Genomic DNA, 21,116 nt, shown 5'->3' on the forward strand with positions numbered 1-21,116 from the left:
AACCCTTCCTGCTGCGCGTTAAACTTCATCCCATGGCTACTCAAATACTTGTTGTCGACGACGACGTCGAATTACGCGATCTGCTGCGCGACTATCTGGCCCGTCAGGGCATCGAAGTCTCGGTGCTGCACGACGCAGGCTCGCTCGAGCGCAGGCTCGAACGCGAGCGTCCGGATCTGATCGTGCTCGATCTGATGATGCCGGGCGTAGACGGGCTGACCGCGCTGCGTAAGCTGCGCGCGTCGGGCGACGACATCCCCGTGATCATGCTCACCGCACGCGCTGACGACGTCGACCGGATCGTCGGGCTGGAGCTCGGCGCGGACGACTATCTCGGCAAGCCGTTCAACCCACGCGAGCTGTTGGCGCGCGTGCAGGCGGTGCTGCGGCGGCGCCGCACGCTGCCGTCGGCGGCGGCGCCGGAACAGCGCGAGCCGTTCAACTTCGGCCGCTTCACGCTGGATTTCCAGTCGCGCACGCTGCATCTCGAAGACAAGCCGCTCACGCTGTCGGGCAGCGAATTCGCGCTTCTGAAGATTTTCGTCAATCACCCCATGCGCACGCTCACACGTGAGCGCCTGCTCGAACTGCTGCATGGCCCGGAATACGACGGCACGGACCGCGGCATCGACGTACAGGTGTGGCGTTTGCGTCGCATTCTCGAAACCGATCCGTCCACGCCGCGCTTCATTCAAACGGTGCGCGGGCGCGGCTACGTGTTCGTGCCGGATGGCGAACAGCATGCGCCGGCCCATTGATTCGCTTTTCGGGCGCCTGGCGCTGCTAGTCATTGCGGTGCTGCTGCTTTCGCATTTCGCGTGGTACGCGCTCATGCGGCTCGAGCGCAGCCAGCTGCAAACGCGCTACGCAGTCGAGGAAGCCACCTTCCTCGTCGACGCAGTGCGCCAGCACGTCGCCCGCACGCCAGACCAGCCCTTGCCGTCGCGCGTCAGGCTGGTCGATCCGGCGAGCCCCGACGTGCCGCCGGATAGCACCGCTCTGCCGGCGCCGCTCGAACGTTTCATCGAGGACGTGCGCGATCGCATGCCCGCCGGCACGCTGGTGCGGATCGGCCAGCCAGGCCGTCCGCCTACGCTGTGGGTGCGCACCACCACGGATCGGAACTGGATCGTGGTGCCGGTGCAGACATTGCGCACGCCCCGTTCGCTCGATCGCACGGTGCTGTGGCTTGCGATCATTTTCTCGTTCGGGGTAATGGCGGCGCTCTTTGCCGCGTGGGCGCTGCAGCAGCCGTTGCGCTCGCTTGCCCAGGCGGTGGCGCGCTTCGGCCGTGGTTTGCCGGTGCCGCCGGTGCCCGAGCGCGGTCCGCGCGAGTTGCGGCAGTTGACGCACGGCTTCAACCAGATGGTTCAGGAAGTGGCGCGTACTGAAAACGACCGGGCCGTGATGCTGGCCGGCGTCGCACACGATCTGAAAACGCCGCTGGCACGCTTGCGGCTGCGCGCCGAAATGATGGAAGAAGTGAAAATGCGTGACGGCGTCGTGCGCGATGTCGATTCAATGACGCATATCGTCGAACAGTTTCTGGTGTTCGCTCACGACGGCGCCGATCGCAGTGAAGCGGTCGAAGTGGACGCGCAGTGCGAGCGCGTGGTCCGCAGTTATCGTGCGGTCGCTGCCGGGGCGCCCACCGTGCAGACCGAACTCAACGCGGGGCCGGGTTTCCTGCTGCCCGCGGCGACGCTCGACCGGATCCTGTCGAACCTGCTGGACAACGCACATGCCTATGGCGCGCCGCCAATCGTCGTCGCCACGGCGCGCACGGCGCAAGGTTTCACGCTTTCGGTGAGCGACAACGGCAGCGGTATCGCCGCGCAGGACCTGATCAACGCCAGCCGGCCGTTCGTGCGGCTCGACCCGGCACGCGGCGGCAACGGTCATAGCGGGCTGGGGCTCGCGATCGTCGAGCGTCTGGTGCGGCGTGCGGGCGGGGAGTGGGAGATCGGCAACCACGGCGGCCGTGGCTTGCGAGTCTTGATGAGCTTTCCGTTCGAAGTGGTGCCGCGTGTCATGGCGGCCTCGGAAAGCGCCTGGTAGGTTGAGCGGGGCAAGGGCGGCCAAGCGCTTACCCCGATGTGTTTATGCTGGAATGCGCGTCCGGCAACCGTGACGTTAGTCTGAAAACAGTGTGTTCAAGGCATTCGCCGCCTCGCTATCTACCGTATTCCACGTTACCGTTTCGGCTTCGAAGATGTAGTGCGTGGTGTACTTGCCAAGACGCGTGAGTATTTCTTCCTGAATCAGTTCCGGCGCGACATCCAGTTTCAGATACCACGCGGTCGACGACAAGCGCGTCTGGAACGCGCCATATTCGGCCAGCAAATGGTCGAATGCGTCAGCATCCTGATCGCGACAGACGATGACCAAATTTCCCTTCATGCGAATCTCCCGTTAGAGCGGTAGCGGCAACCTCAATGTCAGGGTTGATGATACCTGCTTCGTTGCGGGACGCCCGAGGCGGGGGCTTGCTTTGCGCCAGCTACCGCGCTCATCGGGGGCGACGGCGCACTGGATGGGATGAATTTTCGGGTGCCGTCACCAGGCGTTGGCCATCGTCCGCGCGGGCGGCGCGGTGTCGTCGGGCGGAAGCGCTTCGGTGCGGTCGCGGCCGCCCGTCTTCGCCGCGTAAAGCGCCGTATCGGCGCGGCTCATAATGCGCTCGGGCAGATCGTCGGCGGAGAGTTCGGTGATGCCGATGCTTACGCTCAGGCCCACCGAAGCCGGCAGTTTCGGCGAAGGAATCGCCTTTAGACGCAGGCGCAAGCGTTCGACGACTTCGCGGCCGCCGGCCAGATCCGTGGCAGGCAGCAGCAAGCCGAACTCTTCGCCGCCCAGCCGGCCGATCGCATCGGTGCCGCGCAACTCAGCCCGGCAGGTGTCGACGAAATGTTCGAGCGCGCGGTCGCCGGCGGCATGGCCGAAGCGGTCGTTGATCTGCTTGAAGTGGTCGAGGTCGGCGATCGCCATGCACAGCGGCTCACTGCCGGCATGCGCACGTTCGATCTCGTGGCGCAGCAGGTCGAGGAAGTAGCGCCGCGACAGCGCGCCGGTCAGCGCATCGTGGCGCGCCTCGGCCGAGAGCAGGGTGTTGGCCGATTGCAATTGCTCTGCAAGATCGCGCGTGGCGCGGTGGTGGCGCCGCTCGCGCACGTACGACACCGTGATCACCCACGCGAGCGCGACCGTGCCGGCCAGCGTCAGAAACACCAGCAGTTGATCGCGCTTGTGATTGCGCAGCAGTTCGGGCCAGGCCGCGAGCGGATCGACCAGATGCGCCGACAGCCCCGAGTTCAGGCCGCCGCGTGCCTGATACAGCGACGGCGCCGGATGCTCGCTCATGCCGAACAGCTGGTTGGCGATGGTTGCGGGCACCCAGGGCGCCTGTTCGCGCACCTGCGCGTCGACCTGAATCCGGATGTCGGGGAGGATTTCGCGGCGATAGATGGCCATGCGCTCGGCGGCGTTCATCTGCGTGACGCGCGAGTTCGGCAGCGCGTGGCCTTCAAGTTCGCTGTTGTGCGCCATGATGATGACACCGTTCTCATCGGCGACGAAGGTGCCGGCATGCGCGACCCAGTGGCGCAGCCGCGCGATCCCTACCTTGGCCACCACCACACCGACCAGCAGGCCGTCGGCGTACACTGGCGCCGCGATGAAGATGCCCGGCTCGCCGCTCATGCGGCCCACGCCATAGGCTTCCGAAAACGCACCGAGCAGGGCATTCGTCAGGTAGCTGCGCGTGCGCATGTCGGAGCCGACGAAGGAGCGTTCCGCGGCGAGTGGGTTATTGACGGAGTTGCTCGATGCGACGCAGGTGCCGTTGGCGTTGACGAGCCAGATCTGGTCGAGCCCGGAGAAGCCTTGTGCGTCGTGCAGGAAACTGCTCACCGCGAGCATTTGCGGATCTTTTAACAACGCGGCGCGCAAGGCGGGTTCCGCCGTTTCGCTGTTCGCGGCATAATTCTGGGATTGCGCCAGCGCGTGCTGGACCACGTCCATTTCGGCCATGGTTGCGGGGATGGCCCGAGACATCGCGAGGTCGCTGGCGATCACCTCCGCCATGTTGTCGACGATCGACGTGGACATTTGCCGCTGCGTGCGCAAGGCCGCGTCCAGCTCTTGCTGTACCATCCGGTCCGCGACCATGCCGGCCACGAACCAGCAAACGAGCACGATCAGCACGAAGCTGATCGGTCCGGTTGCCTGGCGCAAGGTTGTCCTGTTCATCGACCCTCTGATCCGTCTGGCTGTGACATGCAACTAGCTCATTCGTGGCAGCGCGCTGGCGCTGTTTCGCCCCGTGTTTCGCCTTTGTGGAAGCGGCTGGCGATACGCCTACGGTGTGAGCCGAACTGTGGCCCGGCATAACCGCAAACAGGCGTGTCGTCTGTTGATTTTAACCGTCATGGGGCCTGACGCCACCGTTATTGCGGGAATGCGAAGTACGTCCGCCGCGCCCATCAGATCCTTAACGGCAGCGCATCAGCTTTCTGAATGGTGGTGCGGGTTTTCAAGGTGTTTGAAACGCGATTCCGGCCGCGATCGCGATTGCTGGGAAAGTGGCCGGCGCACGACAGTAGATGATTCGCTCGCGCCTGGGCGACGCCGGTCGAAGGCCGTCGCCGCGGCGCACGCCGCTATCCGCTGCTATTTGGCGTGAAAGGTTGTGCCTGAAACATAGGATGGTGTAGTGTCGTGCCGTCCAAAACAAGGAAAGTTCGCCGGCCTTCGGGCGGCGCCCGCGGCGACAGAGGAGTCCGGCTTCGCGGTACCGGTCCCGGGCATGCCCCGAGGACACGTCCGTCACCGGTCTACGTGTCTCCAACGCTAACGATTTACCGCGCACACGCGTTTTGCCATGCCTGATTTCCGCTTTCCGGACCGATCTTCAGACTGCCGCGCCGAAGTTGCGGCCTCCTTTGTGCACTTGAACACCTGTAACAAAAGGGAGGGCGCCTGATGGACTTCAGTTTCGACCTGAAACGCACCGCCAATGCCTCGGCGTGGCGATTGCTACCTAACGGCTGGGATTTCGTCGCCTTCCCGTTGATCATCTGCGTGATCGCGATGGCCGCCATCGGCTTTCATCAGACGCTGGCGCCGATGTCGACATTGAAGACCCAGGTCATCTCGCTCGACCCGTCGAACCTGCCTGAATACGCGATGCGCACCACGCTGCGCATGCTTGCGGCGATGGTGGCGTCGCTGACCTTCACGCTGGTTTACGGGACGCTCGCCGCGAAGAGCCGCCGTGCGGGCCTCGTGCTGGTGCCGATTCTCGACATCCTGCAGTCGGTGCCGGTGCTGGGCTACATTTCGTTTACGGTCACGTTCTTCCTCGCGTTGTTCCCGGGGCGCGTGCTGGGCGCGGAGCTCGCGGCGATCTTCGCGATCTTCACGAGCCAGGCGTGGAACATGACCTTCAGCTTCTATCAGTCGCTGCGCACGGTGCCGCGAGATCTGGATGAAGTCTCGCGCGGCTTCCATCTGACGGGATGGCAACGCTTCTGGAAGCTCGAAGTGCCGTTCTCGATGCCCGGCCTCATCTGGAACATGATGATGTCGATGTCGGGCGGCTGGTTCTTCGTGGTGGCATCCGAAGCCATCACCGTGGGCAACAACACGATCACGCTGCCGGGGATCGGCGCATATCTGGCGCAGGCAATCTCCGATAAGAACTTGCACGCGATCGGCTGGGTGATTCTGGCGATGACGGTCGTGATTCTGGCCTACGACCAGTTCCTGTTCCGTCCGCTCGTCGCGTGGGCCGACAAGTTCCGTATGGAAACGACCAGCTCCGGCAATGCACCGGAGTCGTGGCTGCTCGACCTGATCCGCCGTACCCGCCTGATTCACCGCCTGCTCGTGCCGATGGGGTGGATCTTGGCGAACGCCGCGCGCGTGCCGATGCGTCTGCCGGCATTTGACCGCGTCCGCTTCGTGATTCCGCAGCGCCAGAAATCGTCGCGCGTGGGCGACATTGTGTGGGGGATCCTGGTGATCCTCCTCACCGTGTATGTCGTTTATAGCGTCGTGGCTTATGTGCGCACCGGCGTGACGCTAGACGAAGTGGGGCACGTGTTCGTGCTGGGCCTCATCACGCTGCTGCGCGTGGCGCTGCTGATTGCGATCTCGTCGCTGATCTGGGTGCCGCTCGGCGTGTTGATCGGGCTGCGTCCGGCGCTCGCCGAGAAGATCCAGCCGCTCGCGCAGTTTCTGGCGGCGTTCCCGGCGAACCTGCTGTTTCCCGTATTCGTGATCGTGATCGTGCGCTTTCACCTGAACCCGGATATCTGGCTGTCGCCGCTGATCGTGCTCGGCACCCAGTGGTATATCCTGTTCAACGTGATTGCGGGCGCCAGTTCCTACCCGAACGATTACCGCGAGGCGGCCACCAACTTCGGCATCCGCGGCTGGCAGTGGTGGCGCAGGGTGATGCTGCCGGGCATTTTCCCGTACTACGTGACGGGCGCGATTACCGCATCCGGGGGCGCGTGGAACGCGAGTATCGTCTCCGAGTTCGTTCAGTGGGGCGATACCAAAGTCGCCGCACACGGTTTGGGTGCGTATATCGCGCAGACTACCGCCGCCGGCGACTTTCCGAAAATTATTCTCGGCATTGCCGTGATGTCCCTGTTTGTGACCTTGTTCAACCGCCTACTGTGGCGTCCGATGTACGCCTATGCCGAGGCCAAGCTTCGGCTCGATTGACAGTAAATTTAAGGCAAACCGCGATGCAAAATCCTAAAGCTGCCATAACCGCTGCGCCGGTCCAGACGCCGCCGATGCCTCCGCGCCTGGGTGAAGAGATTCTGTGCGTCAAGGACGTGTGCAGAGGGTTCAACAAGACTCAAGGTGAGTTGCTCGTCCTCGACGATGTGAACCTGTCGCTGCGCGAAGGTGAGATCGTCGGCATGCTAGGCCGTTCGGGCTCCGGCAAGTCGACGCTGTTGCGTATCATCGCCGGTCTGATCGAGCCGACCGACGGCGAGGTGACGTATCTGAGCAAGCCGCTCGACGGTCCCGCGAAGGGCGTCGCGATGGTGTTCCAGACCTTCGCGTTGTTCCCGTGGCTGACCGTGCTGCAGAACGTGGAAGCGGGCCTCGAAGCGCAAGGCGTGGGTGCGCGCGAGCGCCGCGAACGCGCGTTGGCCGCGATCGACCTGATCGGTCTCGACGGTTTCGAAAACGCGTATCCGCGCGAATTGTCGGGTGGCATGCGTCAGCGCGTCGGTTTTGCGCGCGCGCTGGTGGTCGATCCGACGCTGCTGCTGATGGACGAGCCGTTTTCCGCCCTCGACGTGCTGACCGCCGAAACGCTGCGTACCGACCTGCTCGACCTGTGGACGCAGGGCCGCATGCCGATCAAATCGGTGCTGATCGTCACGCACAACATCGAGGAAGCGGTGTTCATGTGCGACCGGATTCTGGTGCTGTCGTCCAATCCGGGCCGCGTGATCGCCGAGATCAAGGTGCCGTTCAAGCATCCGCGTAACCGCCTGGACCCGGCGTTCCGCCGGCTGGTCGACGAGATCTACGCGAAGATGACCGCGCGTCAGACAGACGAAAAGACCAAGAAGGGGCTGGAACTGCACAGCTGGCTGCCGCATGTGTCGACCAACTTGATGGCCGGTCTGATCGAAACACTGGCCGCCGCGCCGTACCACGGCCGTGCCGACATGCCGGAAATCGCCCGCTCGCTGCATCTGGAAGTGGACGATCTGTTCCCGGTCGCCGAAGTGCTGCAGCACCTGGGTTTCGCCGACGTGCGCGAAGGGGATATTTTCCTGACGCCGCCGGCCCGTGTGTTCGCGGAATTCGGCACGCAGGAACGCAAGATGATGTTCGCCGAGCACCTGCTGCGCCACGTGCCGCTCGCCGCCCGGATCAAGAAGGTGTTGAACGAACGGCCGGGACACCGCGCGCCGCGCGTGCGCTTCGAGCAGGAGTTGGAGGATTTTCTGTCGGACAGCGCTGCGGAAGAGACGCTCGACGCAGTAATCAACTGGGGCCGTTATGGCGAGATCTTCTCGTACAACGACCAGACGGAAATTTTCAGTCTGGAAGACGTGGAGTCTTAAACCCGGTCGAGCGGATTAAGACGTTTCAGGCAAAAAGCGGCAGGGGAGACCCTGCCGCTTTTTTTATTGCAGATTGCCCCAGCGCTCGACCGCCGGTTCCGCCGACGCCCACTTCCAGCCCTTGTCCTGCCGGCACGCGCTCGCCGTGTACCAGTCTTCGTGCGCGGTCGGGCCGTCGCCGTCCTGAACCGAGAACACGAAATCCTTGCACAGCGCGAGCGCCGAGCTGAACGCGCGCGTCACGCGCACCTGGCCGTGGCCGTTCTCGATCGGTAGCGTGTGCTTGACCGCCCAGGGCCGCGTCTCGCCGACCGGCATCGCGCCCGCCAACGCGGCGATCAGGTTCTGCTGATCGGTGTGCATGGTGCGCATATAGCGGCCGACGGCTTCGTCGGTCGCGGCCTGCACGGCGATACCGACGCCGATGCCAACTGCCGGGTTGGAGGTCACGAGGCCCGACGCGACACCGGCTGCGGCACCGCTCGCCGCGCCGACCGACGAGCAGCCGCTCGTCAGGAGACTGGCGCCGACGCAGATGGCACCGGCCAGCACGAGCCGCAGCCGCTTGCCGGAAAGCACCGCCGCAGGCGTGCGCGCGACCAGGGCTGCACGCGCGCCATCGACGAAGCGTAGTCCGGACAGCGCGCGTTCATTCCGGGGACGTGGAAGCGTCAGCACCCTCATTGCAGCGCGCCCCAGCGTTCGGTGGCGGGTTCGGCCGACGCCCATTTCCAGTTGTCGCCGTCACGGCAGATCGATGCGACGTAGAACGCGCTGCTCGCCGGCACATTCTTGGTGGCGGTCTGATCGACCGAGAAGACGATTTCCTTGCAGTCGAGCGCGCCGGCGCTGATCGTGCGGCTGACGGTGACGCGGCCGTGTTCGTCGTCTTCGATCGGCACCGAGTGGGTCACGCTCCACGGTGCAATCGCGCCGACGTCGAGCGGCCCCGCGATTTTGGCGATACCGTCCTGCGTATTCTTGTGGACTACGCGCTGAGAGTACTGAACGCCGGCGCGCGCTGCGGCCACTGCGCCGAGACCGATGCCGGTAGCGACTGCCGCATTGCGGGTGACTTTGGCCGCGAGCGCGGCGCCTGCGATACCGGCGCCGGCGGTGGCGCCTTCCGAATAGAGCGAACTACATCCGCTCAACGCCGACGTGATCGCCACTGCCAACGCGACGAGCGCTGTTGCATTCGGACGTCCGCGTTTGGTTGCTGTAGACGCTTTGGTTGTTTGTTTTACCCCTTCGGCCCACACCATACTTTTTTGCATTTCCCTGTCTTTGCTCCTGCAAGTGCTTTTCGTTCACGCATCGTTCACAAACGCGAAGCACATGTTTGAACGATGCTTGAGCGAAAGGCACGTCTTTTTCATCGTTGTGCCGTGCGCTGCCGCATTTTGCAGGATGCTATTTGTAATTGGCAGTGGGAAAGTGCAAGCAATTGAAAAAGATGGTGCGAGTCAAATCGGTTTCTGGTGAGAAAAAGCCGATTTGATTGGTGGTGCGAAGGGATTAATTATGAGATGGCAGGTGCGCAGAACGAGCCGTTTCAGCAGAGAGGGAGCGCACAACTAGCGCACAAGAAGGGCGCAAAAAAGTAGACGGCGAGCACGCAGAAAACACACGCTCACGCGAACGAACCGCGTGAGCGCCTGGCACGGCTTATAGCTCGGTTTCTTCTTCCGCGCCATCGTCGCCGCCGTACACGCTCAAACGGTTGTACAGCGTTTTCAGACTCACGCCGAGCGCTTTGGCCGCGCGCCGCTTGTCGCCACCGCAATACTTGAGCGTGCCGAGAATGATCTGCTTTTGCGCATCGGCGAGCGGGGTACCGATCCACACGCTCATCGCGTCGCCCTGCGTCACCGGCTTTTTCACGCGCGACGCGAGATGCGGATGTGGCAGCTCGACCGTTTTCTCCGCGAGAATGAACGCGCGATACACCGCGTTCTTCAACTCGCGCACGTTGCCTGGCCACGACCAGGTCCGCAGTGTTTCGATCGATCGTTTGCTGAAGCTCTTGCTCGTGCTTTCCTGCTGATTCAGCAAGGCGAGAAAGTGTTGCGCGAGCAGTTCGCGATCGTTCTCGCGCTCGCGCAACGGCGGCGCGCGCAACGGGAAAACCGCGAGCCGGTACATCAGGTCTTCACGCAGACCGTTTTCCTTCACCGCTACCGCGGGGTCGCGATTGGTCGCCGCGATCACGCGCACGTCGCCGCGAATCAGTTCGTTGCCACCGACCCTGAAAAACGTGCCGGTCTCGAGTGCGCGCAAGAGTTTGACCTGGCGCACCGGCGCCATTTCAGTGATTTCGTCGAGAAACAGCGTGCCGCCGTTCGCATGTTCGAAGTAGCCGACCCGGCCCTGGATCGCACCGGTGAAGCTGCCTTTTTCGTGGCCGAACAATTCGGCTTCGATGAGTTCGTCGGGAATCGCGCCGCAGTTCACGGCGACAAACGGTGCGTCCCTGCGGCTGCTTTGATCGTGAATCGTGCGCGCAATCAGTTCCTTGCCGGTGCCGGATTCGCCGATGATCAGCGCGGTCGCGTCGGTGCTGGCGACGCGCTCGATCTGTTCGTACAGATCGAGCATCACCGGCGACGAGCCATACAGCAGCCCGTACGATTTCAGCCCCGCGACGCCGTCCGCGACGCGCTGCTTCGTCTGTGCGACGGAGACGGTGGGCGGGTCCAGATCGATTGACGCCATAAACGGGGAGTCCTGTGCAAATGGGATTCGGCATTGCGGCGCGCAGGCCTTGAAGCCCTTGGAGCAAGATGGACCAGTGCGGTCACTATCTCACAAAAGTCGATTTAACCACTTTGACCCCGCTTCCGGCAATCCATGCGACGGCCGGCGAAATAGCCCGGCGCACGCTCGGTCGAAAGTGACTGAGCCCGTACCGGTATTGAATGGGAGTGGCAAATTTACCGGGCACGGCGTTTGCGGAGTGGACTCGACATACGTGTGCTTTTGAGCGACTCTGTTCAAAGCGCGCCGACGGCGGATGTGGTTCTCCGATTGGTCGCTACGCGCCGGAAACAGGACGCAAAGCGCTACGTGCGGTGCAACCCGTGGCGCTCGATCGGCATTGCCGCGGGCGCCGGCTTCCTGCTCGGCGCTCTCAGCGCTCGCTAACGAGCAGTGCGCGACGCCGATCCGCTTGACGATAACAAGGAGAGTTCACGATGGCACGACCTAAAATTGGCATCTTCGGCGCGCTGGTGGCCCTCGGTGGGTTTCTGGCTGTGCGCCACATGCAGCGGAACCGTGCCGCGCAGGCTCAGGCGGCGCGTGAACTGAGCCGCTGGGAAGGCGAGGGCGGCACGGTGGCGACGCCGGCTACGCCGTCCGGCAGCGTGAGCGCGGCGAGTGCCGGCCCATCTACGCCAGACACCGCACATGGTGTAAATGGCTCGGCGCATCCGAACAGCCAAGGCGGCGCATGGCCGTTTCCGCGTAGCTGAGGGCTGCAATGGTGACCTTGCGTGCGCCGCTGCGCCGGCGTGCCGTTTCGACAAGCGGCACCTGGCACGCATTTCAAATTTGTCTCAATAAAGCCGTATAATAGACAACAATGTCGCACTTTGGTGGGGGATTTTCCCGTAGATTGTTGCGATATTGAATCAAGTCAGGGGTTCGGCGCTGTCGTGGAACGTTAGCGTGTGGTCACATCAGGGGCGTACACGCGACGCAGCGGCAAGCCGCCGGCCGGCAATTCAGCATTCGCTTTGCATGTTTCCCCATTCACGCTTTCGGACTTTCGAGACGCGATGCCACACGTACTGATTGTCGATGACGATGCCGGTACCCGCGAGACGCTTTCCGCCATCATCGGGGAAGACGGTCTGACTACCGCCACTGCGGGCGATTTGCGTGAAGCGCGCATTCAACTGGTCCGGCAGATGCCGGACGTCGTCTTTACCGATTTGAAGCTGCCCGACGGCAGTGGAGTCGATTTGTTTGAAGATCTCGATCCGCGCTCCGGCGTGGAGGTGATTGTGATTACCGGCCACGCCACGGTCGAGTCGGCGGTCAACGCGCTGAAGATGGGCGCTACCGACTACCTGGTGAAGCCGATCAACATGCAGCGCGTGAAGGCGATCCTGTCGCGCCTGCCGCGCGCCGGCGACCTGAAGGCGGAAATCGGCACCTTGCGTGGCGAGTTGCGGCGCATGGGCCGCTTCGGTTTGATGCTCGGCAATTCGCCGGCCATACAGGAGGTCTACGACCAGATCGGCCGGGTTGCGCCGACGGCGGCCTCGGTCATGCTGATGGGCGAGTCGGGCACCGGCAAGGAAGTCGCTGCGCAGACGCTGCACGCACTCAGCTTGCGTCGCAAGCATGCGTTTCTCGCGGTGAATTGCGGCGCGATCTCGCCGAACCTGATCGAATCGGAAATGTTCGGCCACGAGCGCGGCTCGTTCACCGGCGCGGACCGTCAGCACAAAGGGTATTTCGAACGCGCGAACGGCGGCACGCTGTTCCTCGACGAAATCACTGAAATGCCGATCGAGTTGCAGGTGAAACTGCTGCGCGTGCTGGAAACCGGCATGTTCATGCGGGTCGGCACGACCAAGGAAATCGAAACGGACGTGCGCCTGATTGCGGCTACCAACCGCGATGCTGAGCAGGCGGTGCTGGAAGGCAAGTTGCGGCTCGATCTGTACCACCGCCTGAACGTGTTTCCGATCAGTCTGCCGCCGCTGCGCGAGCGGGGTAAGGACGTCGAGTTGCTTGCGCAAGCGTTCCTCGACGAACTCAACGAGCGTCACAGTACGAAGAAGCATTTCCCGGCCGCGGTGAAGGAAATGTTGATGTCGTATCCGTGGCCGGGCAATGTGCGCGAGCTAAAGAACTATGTGCAGCGCGCGCACATCATGTCGGGTTCGGATTCGGATAGCACGGCGACGGTGCCGTTGCAGATCACGTTGTCGAAGCCTGCCGCCGGCACGGCGATCACGATTCCATTTGGCACTTCGCTTGCCGAAGCGGATCGTCAGTTGATTCTGGCTACGCTCGAGCAATGTGGTGGGGTGAAGACGCGGGCTGCTGAGATTCTTGGTATTAGTCTGAAGACGCTTTATAACCGGCTCGTTGAGTATGGGAATGACGCGCGTGATGATGGCGATGTTGCTGATGAATCGCGGGCTTTGGGGAGGGCGGACGCTTAAGGTGGGGGTTTAGCCTTTGGCGGTGGTTGTTGTCTGTACGCCTGCGGCGTTGGCCTTTCCTTGAATTCTTATTGGTTTATTAGCGTCGCCCCTGTGCGGGGCAGGCACTTACTTTCTTTGCCGCGGCAAAGAAAGTAAGCAAAGAAAGCCGCTTCACACCGCTAATTCTTAAGCGGGTCCCCTGGCTTGGAGGGGGCAGTGGTGCATCTGGAATCTGTGCCCTCGCGCATTCCGCGTGAGTGACAAGGCCGTCATACTTCCGGCGGCGCTGCGCGCGCCGACGCGGTAGTTCATCAAACCGCGTGCTGCTGCCGGCGCTTGGAGGAAATTCGGCAACCCACCAGCTATCGCCGCGCTCGCCGTTGCTTCACGAGGCCGTTAGCTGCTTCGGGTGTTAGGGGTGCGTAAGTGGCCGCTAGCCGCTAGTGCACCCGGCGGCACGCCCAAAGCCATCCGGCGTTTTCAGCACATCGCCGAGGCGAAGCCGATGGCTCCCACCCAAGCAAAACCAATCCGGCGGTTTTTAGCGGACCCTTCCGGCGAGCACGTAGTGCGAGGCGGGAAGTATGAGCGCCTTGTCACTAACGCCGAAGGTGCGAGGGCACAGATTCCAGATGCACCACTACCTCCTCCAAGCCAGGGGACCCGCTTAAGAATTAGCGGTGTGAAGCCGCTTTCTTTGCTTACTTTCTTTGCGGCAAAGAAAGTAAGTGCCTGCCCCGCACAGGGGCGACGCTAATAGACCACTAAGAAATCAAGGAAAGGCCAACGCCACAGGCGCACAGACAGAAAGCGCCGAGTAGGCCAAAACCCTAACCCCGGAGGGGCATATAATGTCGAACGCACTCGCCGTCCTCCCAAAAAATGCCCGATCTGCTAGCCAATCTAAACCCCGAACAACACGCCGCCGTCACGCTCCCCAACGAGCCAGCGCTCATCCTTGCAGGCGCGGGCAGCGGCAAAACCCGCGTCCTCATCACGCGGATCGCGTGGCTGGTCCAGCACGGTCTGGCGTCGCCCGCCACCATCCTCGCGGTGACCTTCACCAATAAAGCCGCCCGCGAAATGATGGCGCGTCTTTCGGCACTCTTGCCGATCGATACGCGAGGCATGTGGATCGGCACCTTCCACGGCCTGTGCAACCGCATGCTCCGCGCGCACCATCGCGACGCCGGCCTGCCCGCTACCTTCCAGATCCTCGATACCGCGGACCAGCTCTCCGCGATCAAGCGTCTTATGAAGGGCCTTAACATTGACGATGAAAAGTATCCGGCCAAAAATCTCCAGTACTTCATCAACAACTCCAAAGAACAAGGCCTGCGGCCGAAAGACGTCGACGCCACCGACAACTTCAACCGCAAATTCGTCGAACTCTACGAAGCCTACGACCAGCAATGCCAGCGCGAAGGCGTCGTCGACTTTCCGGAACTGCTGCTGCGCTGCTTTGAACTGCTCGCGCACAATCCGCCGCTGCGCGCCCACTATCAGGCGCGCTTCAGGCATATTCTCGTCGACGAGTTCCAGGACACCAACAAGCTGCAATATGCGTGGCTGAAATTGCTGGCCGGGCAGACCAACTCGATCTTCGCCGTCGGCGACGACGACCAGTCGATCTACGCGTTCCGCGGCGCGAACGTCGGCAACATGCGCGACTTCGAACACGAGTTCAACGTCCGGCACATGATCAAGCTGGAGCAGAACTACCGTTCGCACGGCCATATTCTCGACGCGGCCAATCAGCTGATCGCCAATAACTCGCGGCGTCTGGGCAAGAATCTGCGTACCGACGCGGGTCACGGCGAACCGGTGCGCGTCTACGAGTCCGCCACCGATACGCAGGAAGCCGGCTGGATCGTCGAGGAAATCAAGGCGCTGATCAGTACCGGCACGTCGCGCAGCGAAATCGCCATCCTGTATCGCAGCAACGCGCAGTCGCGCACGATCGAACACACGCTGGTCAATGCGGGCATCGCGTACCGGGTTTACGGCGGTCTGCGCTTTTTCGAGCGTCAGGAAGTCAAGCACGCGCTCGCCTATCTGCGCCTGATCGACAATCCGAACGACGATACCGCGTTTGCCCGCGTCGTCAATTTCCCCACGCGCGGCATCGGCGCGCGCTCGATCGAGCAACTTGCCGATGCGGCGCGTCTGTACAACTGCTCGATGGCTGCGGCGATTCCGTATGTCGCGGGTAAGGCGGGGTCGAGCCTCGCCAGCTTCGCGAACCTGATCGGTAAAATGCGCGCGGAAACGCAGCAGATGAGCCTGCCGGAAACGGTCGAATACGTGGTTCGCACGAGCGGTCTCACGGAGTTCTATCAGAACGAACGCGAAGGCCAGGATCGGCTGGAGAACTTGCAGGAACTGGTCAACGCGGCCGCTGCTTTCGTCAGCGAAGAAGGCTACGGCATGGATACGCCGGCGCGCTCGATTCCGCTGCGCCCGGGCGCAACCGCGGCGCCCGAGTTGGCCGTCGCCACCGACGATCCGAATACCGTCGTGCTGGACGCCCCCAGCATCGTCGATCCGGCGCAAAACCCGGACACGATGACGCCGCTCGCCGGTTTCCTGTCGCACGCTTCGCTGGAAGCGGGTGACAACCAGGCGCAAGCCGGTCAGGAAGCCGTGCAGTTGATGACGGTACACGCGGCCAAGGGCCTCGAGTTCACGGCGGTGTTCATCACCGGGCTCGAAGAAGGGCTGTTCCCGCATGAAAACAGCGCGATGGAGTCGGACGGCCTGGAAGAAGAGCGTCGTCTGATGTATGTGGCGATCACGCGGGCCAAGGAGCGTTTGTATCTGTCGTTTGCGCAGAGCCGGATGCTGCACGGCCAGACGCGCTACAACATCCGCTCGCGTTTCTTCGACGAACTGCCGCAGGAAACCCTCAAGTGGCTCACGCCGAAGGTCGAGGCGGGCGCGCGCTGGGGCGGACGCTCGGATAACGCCGGCTACGGTCGCGACTGGTTCGCTCGGCCTGGCTACACGGGTGCTTCGTCGTCGACACCGGCGCCGTTGCCGGCGTTCGCGAACGAACAGCGCGCGGCTGAAACGGGTTTTCGCGTCGGCCAGCAGGTGTTCCACACGAAGTTTGGGGAAGGCACGATCACGGCGCTGGAAGGCAGCGGCACGGATGCCAAGGCCCAAGTCAAATTCAAGCGGCACGGCGAGAAGTGGCTGGCGCTTGCGGTCGCTAAATTGCAGGCGGTTGAATGAGCACGGGCGGGCTAAACGCAGGGGTAGGGGCGGACGGCGCAGGCGCACTTGTCTCGCATCGTCCGCTCGGCATTCTGGCGGCCTTGCCGCAGGAACTCGGCGATCTGATCGAAGCGATGCGCGCGGAATCCGGCGTACGCACCATCACCCACGGTCAGCGTGACTATCACCTCGGCACCGTCCACGGCGCGCCTTGCGTCGTGACACTGGCGCGCGTCGGCAAGGTCGCGGCGGCGGCCACCGTCAGCGCCTTGATCCATGCGTTCGATGTCGAGGCGGTCGTGTTTACGGGTGTCGCCGGCGGCGTGGGGACTGAGGTGCGGGTCGGCGATATCGTCGTTGCCAACGCGCTTATGCAGCACGATCTCGACGCGTCGCCGTTGTTTCCGCGATTCGAGGTGCCGCTGCTCGGCGTGTCGCGCTTCGCAGCCGATGGGGCGCTTGCCGATCAACTGGCCGCGGCATGCGAGCGTTTTATCGCCGAAGAGGGCGGCGCGTCGGCGGCGCGCTTCGGCACGCACGAGCCGCGTGTCCATCGCGGCTTGATCATCAGCGGAGATCAATTCGTCGCGAGTGCAACGGGCGTCGAGGCCTTGCGCGATGCGCTGCCGGATGCGCTCGCGGTCGAGATGGAAGGCGCGGCGATCGCCCAGGTCTGTTACGAGTACGGCGTGCCGTGTGCGGTAGTGCGTACCATCTCCGACACCGCCGACGATCACGCGCCGCAATCGTTCGCGTCGTTTCTCACGGAGATTGCCGGGACGTATTCGAATGCGATTCTGAGGCGGTTTTTAGAGGCGCGTGGCGCGGTCTGACTCTTCGTGCGCGCAACAAGTTCACATTGCTCGCGCTTCGCGAGCTAACCCCGTCCTGAACCGCCCAGCGCCTCGCGCACCTGCTGCAATGCCGACGGATCCTCGATCGTCGGCAGATCGCCCGGTTCGCGTCCTTCCGCGAGTGCCGCAATCGCGCGGCGCAGCAGCTTGCCCGAGCGCGTCTTCGGCAGCATCGACACCACCACTACGCGCGCCGGCCGCGCAATCGCGCCGAGCTGGCGGTCGACCGTCGCGGTGAGTTCGGCTTCCAGCTTGGCTCTGGCCTTATCGTTCGCATAGGCTTGCGCGTCGCGCAGTACCACGAAGGCCATCGCCGCCTGACCCTTCAGCGCATCCGCTACGCCGACCACGGCCACTTCCGCGACTGCTGCGTGGCTAGACAACGCTTCCTCGATTTCCCGCGTGCCGAGCCGATGGCCGGCGACGTTGATCACGTCGTCCGTGCGGCCAAGGATCGTTACGTAACCGTCGTCATCCTGAATGCCCCAGTCGAAGGTCGAGTAGACCTGCTGGTTCGGAATGCTCGACCAGTACGTGCTGATAAAGCGCTTGTCGTCGCCCCACACCGTCGACATGCAGCCCGGCGGCAGCGGATATTCCAGCGTGAGCACGCCTTTTTCGCCGGGCGGGCAGGCCTCGCCCGTCAGTTCGTTGCGCAAGGTCAGATTGAAGCCGGCCGACGGCACGCCCGGCGAGCCGAGCTTGGTGGGCAGCGCCTCGACGCCGCGCGGAATCGCCAGCATCGGCCAACCGGTTTCGGTCTGCCAGTAGTTGTCGATCACGGGCTTGCCGAGCGCGTCGGTGATCCATGCGGCGGTCGGTTCGTCGAGCGGCTCGCCGGCGAGGAACAGCGTGCGCAGGCTCGATAGATCGGATTTTTTCAGCAGCGCCGGGTCCTGTTTTTTCAGCACGCGCAATGCCGTCGGCGCGGTGAACATCAGATTGATCTTGTGGTGTTCGACGAGGCGCCACCAGATGCCGCCGTCCGGACGAATCGGCGTGCCTTCGTACATCACCGTAGTGAGGCCCGCGATCAACGGCGCATAGACGATGTAGCTGTGGCCGACCACCCAGCCCACGTCCGATGCGGTGAACATCGTGTCGCCGGGTTTGCCCTGAAAGATGTGTTCCATCGATGCCGCCAGCGCCACCGCATAGCCGCCGACGTCGCGCTGCACGCCCTTCGGCTTGCCGGTGGTGCCCGAGGTGTACAGCACATACGACGGCTCGTTCGATTCGAGCCATTCGCATGGCACATGCGCATCGAAAAACTGTTCGCGCAGCGGCTCGTAGGCGACGAGGTAGCTCGCGTTCAGGCGCTCGGGCGCGAGCTGGCGGTCGATCAGCAGCACGTGCGGCGTCTTGTGGGTCGCGCGCGCGAGCGCCTCGTCCACCAGCGGCGTGTAGTCGATCACCTTGCCGCCGCGTGCGCCGGCGTCGGCGGTCACGATCAGCACAGGTTTCGCATCGTCGATGCGCGCCGCCAGGTTGGCGGCCGCGAAGCCGCCGAACACCACCGAGTGAATCGCGCCGAGCCGCGCGCACGCGAGCATCGCGAACAGCGCTTCGGGGATCATCGGCAGATAGAGCAGCACGACGTCGCCGCGCTTGACGCCCAGCGAGCGCATCACCGCGGCCATGCGGTTGATTTCGGCGTACAGCTCGGCGTAGGTGTAGCGCCGCTCGATGCCGGTTTCCGTCGACACATACACCAGCGCGTTCTGCTGCGCACGTTCGGCCAGATGCCGGTCTACCGCGTTATGGCACAGATTCGTGCGGCCGCCGACGAACCAGCGCGCGAACGGTGGATTCGAGCGGTCGAGCACGGTATCGAACGGCGTTTGCCAATGGATCCGCTGCGCCTGTTCACGCCAGAATGCTTCGGGTTGCTCGATTGAACGGCGGTGGAAGTCGCGGTAGCGGGTCATCGGCGGCGATCCTTCTGCTGCGTGAGTGAACGGATGGCGAGTGGTACGGCTTGGTACGGCTGCTGGGCGCGGCGAGAGAGCCGTGCGTACGTCCGCACAAGCATAGTGCACGCGTGGCTTCGCGGACAACGCGGGTTCACCATGAGCGCCACCGCACCCGGCGTAGCGCGACGCAGAGCCGACTCGACCCAAGCTGCGGCTACGGCAGCGCCGTGCGATCCACGCGAAGACCACCGGCAAACCCGCGAGGCCAAAGAAAAAGGCGCCGCAGCGCCTTTTCCCTCATTCATGTCCGGATAAGCGCATCACGCTTTCGCGCGCTTGCCTTCGACATCCGGCAGAAACACCGTCAGCACGCCGATGAGCGGCAGGAACGAGCAGACCTTATACACATAGGTGATGCTGGTGGCGTCGGCCAATTGCCCGAGCACGGCAGCTCCGATCCCGCCCATGCCGAACGCGAAACCGAAGAAGAGGCCCGCGATCATCCCCACCTTGCCGGGGATCAGTTCCTGTGCATAGACGAGGATTGCCGAGAACGCCGAAGCCAGCACGATACCGATGATCACCGTCAGCACGCTGGTCCAGAACAGGTTGGCGTACGGCAGCAGCAGCGTGAACGGTGCAACGCCGAGGATCGACACCCAGATCACATACTTGCGGCCGATCTTGTCGCCGATCGGACCACCGATCACCGTGCCTGCCGCGACCGCCGCGAGGAACACGAACAGATGGACCTGCGCGGCCTGCACCGGCAGATGGAACTTGTCGATCAGATAGAACGTGAAATAGCTGTTGATGCTGGCGAGGTAAAAGTACTTCGAGAACACCAGCAGCATCAGCACGCCCATCGCGAACATGACCTGGTTGCGCGACAAGGTCGCGTGACCGGTCTGGCTGCGCACTTTCTTCACAGCGGGATGCTGCTTGTACCAGCGGCCGATCTGCGTGAGCACGACGATCGCGACCAGCGCGGCCACCGAGAACCACGCGATGCTGCGCTGGCCGTGCGGAATCACGATCAACGCAGCGAGTAACGGCCCGAGCGATGAACCCGCATTGCCGCCCACCTGGAACAGCGACTGCGCCAGGCCGTGGCGGCCGCCCGACGCCATGCGCGCCACCCGCGACGATTCCGGATGGAACACCGACGAGCCGCAGCCGACCAGCGCCGCCGCTACCAGCAACACGCCGAAACTCGGTGCGACCGACATCAGTAGCAGGCCGGCAAGCGTGAAGCCCATGCCGACGGGCAGCGAATACGGCTTCGGATGCTTGTCGGTATAGCTGCCGACCAGCGGTTGCAGCAGCGACGCAGTGATCTGGTAGGTCAGCGTAATCAGGCCGATCTGCCCGAACGACAGCGAAAAGTTGTCTTTCAGCATCGGGTAGATCGCCAGAATCAACGACTGGATCATGTCGTTGAGCAGATGCGAAAAGCTGATCGCGCCCAGCACGGAGTAGACCGTGCGCTGAACCTTAGCGGGCTGCGCTGTGGCAGCGAGGTTGGCAGGACTGGCGGGAGAGGCTGAGGCGCCGGCGAGGGCGCTTTTATCGAGGCTCGTTTCCATACGCTAGATGAGAGAGAGGAGAGGGTGAAAGGTCATGATTTCAGGCTGCCGGCGCGTCGTCGTTCTTCATGTTCGCTTGCCTGTTCGACTGGTGCGGCATTTCGACGCGTCGTTCGGCGTTGTCAGCCATTTGTCGGAGTTTAATGTGGCTTCCATGAAATGTAAGGACAAGTTTTGTCGCGAATCGGACACCTGCGGGTCCGTCCGGGCGCCACGGCTGCGCGGAAATCGGGCGTCTGGTGCACCGCGGCGGTGCTCGCGGCGAGTGTGTTGCCATTACCAC

General features: G+C 63.2%; 16 protein-coding genes. 9 read left to right on the forward strand and 7 right to left on the reverse strand.

Going from position 1 to position 21,116, the window contains the following annotated elements; translation table 11 throughout:
- Positions 1–32: 32 nt before the first annotated feature.
- Positions 33–758: a response regulator gene (locus GNZ13_RS09215; RefSeq protein WP_012432166.1), complete on the forward strand. Its 726-nt coding sequence runs from the start codon at positions 33–35 to the stop codon at positions 756–758.
- Positions 742–2,058 (forward strand): ATP-binding protein, encoded by a 1,317-nt coding sequence (locus GNZ13_RS09220; protein ID WP_172162535.1) that lies wholly within the window; start codon positions 742–744, stop codon positions 2,056–2,058. Before GNZ13_RS09215 ends, GNZ13_RS09220 begins: the two co-directional genes overlap by 17 nt.
- 75 nt (positions 2,059–2,133) lie before the next feature.
- Here the strand turns inward: GNZ13_RS09220 and GNZ13_RS09225 are convergent, their stop codons facing one another.
- Positions 2,134–2,400, reverse strand: a complete 267-nt coding sequence (locus GNZ13_RS09225) for a double-stranded DNA-specific endonuclease (protein WP_172162537.1) — start codon at positions 2,398–2,400, stop codon at positions 2,134–2,136.
- A 156-nt stretch (positions 2,401–2,556) separates the two neighbouring features.
- A complete protein-coding gene (locus GNZ13_RS09230) occupies positions 2,557–4,248 on the reverse strand; it encodes a sensor domain-containing diguanylate cyclase (RefSeq protein ID WP_172162539.1) in 1,692 nt (563 codons plus the stop codon).
- A 732-nt stretch (positions 4,249–4,980) separates the two neighbouring features.
- Between GNZ13_RS09230 and GNZ13_RS09235 the strand changes: the two genes are divergently transcribed.
- The gene (locus GNZ13_RS09235) at positions 4,981–6,732 is read left to right on the forward strand and encodes an ABC transporter permease (RefSeq protein ID WP_172162541.1); all 1,752 of its coding nucleotides are present in this window, start codon (positions 4,981–4,983) and stop codon (positions 6,730–6,732) included.
- 23 nt (positions 6,733–6,755) lie between these two features.
- Positions 6,756–8,102: an ABC transporter ATP-binding protein gene (locus tag GNZ13_RS09240; protein ID WP_172162543.1), complete on the forward strand. Its 1,347-nt coding sequence runs from the start codon at positions 6,756–6,758 to the stop codon at positions 8,100–8,102.
- Between the two features lie 63 nt (positions 8,103–8,165).
- Here GNZ13_RS09240 and GNZ13_RS09245 read toward each other — a convergent pair whose 3' ends face one another.
- From GNZ13_RS09245 to GNZ13_RS09255, 3 genes are all read right to left on the reverse strand, one after another.
- A complete protein-coding gene (locus GNZ13_RS09245) occupies positions 8,166–8,705 on the reverse strand; it encodes a hypothetical protein (protein ID WP_172162706.1) in 540 nt (179 codons plus the stop codon).
- Between the two features lie 77 nt (positions 8,706–8,782).
- Complete coding sequence (locus tag GNZ13_RS09250; RefSeq protein WP_172162546.1) at positions 8,783–9,379, reverse strand: hypothetical protein; 597 nt, start codon at positions 9,377–9,379, stop codon at positions 8,783–8,785.
- A 391-nt stretch (positions 9,380–9,770) separates the two neighbouring features.
- Entirely contained in the window at positions 9,771–10,817 is a 1,047-nt protein-coding gene (locus tag GNZ13_RS09255; RefSeq protein WP_172162549.1) for a sigma-54 interaction domain-containing protein, read from the reverse strand.
- 351 nt (positions 10,818–11,168) lie between these two features.
- On the opposite strand from GNZ13_RS09255, the gene GNZ13_RS52145 reads away from it, so the two are divergent.
- The 5 genes from GNZ13_RS52145 to GNZ13_RS09280 all read left to right on the forward strand — a co-directional run bounded on the left by GNZ13_RS52145 (position 11,169) and on the right by GNZ13_RS09280 (position 17,313).
- Entirely contained in the window at positions 11,169–11,246 is a 78-nt protein-coding gene (locus GNZ13_RS52145; RefSeq protein ID WP_407945617.1) for a glycine zipper domain-containing protein, read from the forward strand.
- Between the two features lie 50 nt (positions 11,247–11,296).
- A complete protein-coding gene (locus tag GNZ13_RS09265; protein WP_172162552.1) occupies positions 11,297–11,575 on the forward strand; it encodes a hypothetical protein in 279 nt (92 codons plus the stop codon).
- A gap of 306 nt (positions 11,576–11,881) precedes the next feature.
- Entirely contained in the window at positions 11,882–13,282 is a 1,401-nt protein-coding gene (locus GNZ13_RS09270) for a sigma-54-dependent transcriptional regulator (protein WP_172162555.1), read from the forward strand.
- Between the two features lie 864 nt (positions 13,283–14,146).
- The gene (locus tag GNZ13_RS09275) at positions 14,147–16,498 is read left to right on the forward strand and encodes a UvrD-helicase domain-containing protein (protein ID WP_172162558.1); all 2,352 of its coding nucleotides are present in this window, start codon (positions 14,147–14,149) and stop codon (positions 16,496–16,498) included.
- A complete protein-coding gene (locus GNZ13_RS09280) occupies positions 16,495–17,313 on the forward strand; it encodes a 5'-methylthioadenosine/adenosylhomocysteine nucleosidase (RefSeq protein ID WP_172162561.1) in 819 nt (272 codons plus the stop codon). Before GNZ13_RS09275 ends, GNZ13_RS09280 begins: the two co-directional genes overlap by 4 nt.
- Positions 17,314–17,357: 44 nt before the next feature.
- On the opposite strand, the gene GNZ13_RS09285 is transcribed toward GNZ13_RS09280, so the two are convergent.
- Positions 17,358–19,262, reverse strand: coding sequence for a propionate--CoA ligase (locus tag GNZ13_RS09285; protein WP_172162563.1), 1,905 nt, complete (start codon positions 19,260–19,262; stop codon positions 17,358–17,360).
- Positions 19,263–19,567: 305 nt separating this feature from the next.
- Positions 19,568–20,833, reverse strand: coding sequence for an MFS transporter (locus GNZ13_RS09290; protein WP_172162565.1), 1,266 nt, complete (start codon positions 20,831–20,833; stop codon positions 19,568–19,570).
- Positions 20,834–21,116 lie beyond the last annotated feature (283 nt).

Origin of the sequence: Paraburkholderia elongata (assembly GCF_013177735.1) — a bacterium.
GTDB lineage: Bacteria > Pseudomonadota > Gammaproteobacteria > Burkholderiales > Burkholderiaceae > Paraburkholderia > Paraburkholderia elongata.